This is a genomic window from Desulfocastanea catecholica (assembly GCF_054657295.1).
This window is the reverse complement of the sequence record NZ_BAAHYZ010000106.1, coordinates 1-979: the sequence shown is the minus strand read 5'-3', so window position 1 is coordinate 979 and position 979 is coordinate 1. Positions and strand designations below refer to the sequence as shown.

The 979-nt window shown below is 43.6% G+C and carries 1 protein-coding gene; it reads right to left on the bottom strand.

Annotated elements, in window-relative coordinates; genetic code table 11:
- Positions 1-24: 24 nt before the first annotated feature.
- The gene (locus ACYQ8U_RS23055; RefSeq protein ID WP_459947904.1) at positions 25-900 is read right to left on the bottom strand and encodes an IS1595 family transposase; all 876 of its coding nucleotides are present in this window, start codon (positions 898-900) and stop codon (positions 25-27) included.
- Between the last annotated feature and the right edge of the window lie 79 nt (positions 901-979).

Genomic DNA, 979 nt, shown 5'->3' with positions numbered 1-979 from the left:
TATGGCTCTAAACAATCTTCAGTTTTAAGCTGGACAATGGGATAGGCAAGCATTTAATAGACGCATCGGAAGCTCGTCTTCCCAGAACCGACGATTAAACCGATAGCAAAATTCATCCACGTATTCTTGTAGATATTTATGAGTCACACCATGAAAAGTTCCATTCAGAAATGTTTTCAGATTACCAATTACTGTATGGACCAACGGCAACCATTCAGCAGCTTCTTCCGGTGGAGTTATTTTTTTCTCGTGACTATGATCTTTGGCCACAACGTTCAGAGCAGGAAAAGCATCAGTTCTTATGTTTTGGCCCGGCTTTATACGGCGATGAAGAAATGCTTGCACACTGTTTTTCGTGATTGCCTCTACCGCTTCAGCTGCCATAAACCCTGCATGATTTCCCCGTCTTTCTACTGCAAGCAGAACCGGTTTCTTCCCGGCAGCACCTCTGCCCCGCTTGCCGGCTTTTTTTCCTCCAACAAAGGCATCATCGCATTCAATCAGATTCTCAAGACGGTATATACTATCGCGATGTGCCATGACCATGCGGATTTTCCTCAGCATGCGGTGAGCCGTTATCCAGGAAACACCGATATTTTTGCTCAGACGAAGCGCCGAGATCCCACCTTTATCCGTAGCTGTCAGGTAAATAGCCCAGAACCACTTGATCAAAGGCAAATTGGTCGAGTGAAAAATCGTTCCTGCAGTAGCGCTTGTTTGATGATGGCAGTGGCTACATTGATAAGAGTTCCTCGTGATTATAAAACTGCAATTCCGGCTGGCGCATTCCGGACAAACAAATCCGTCCGGCCATCGCACTTTGATCAATGTTTCAATGCAGGCTTTTTCGGTATCAAATCGTTTTTGCCATTCCAGAAGAGATACTTTTGGCATTTTCATAACGAGACCTCCATTTTTTTATTAACTATATGGTTTCGTTATAAATATAACCATTTACTGAGAATTGTTTAGAGCCATA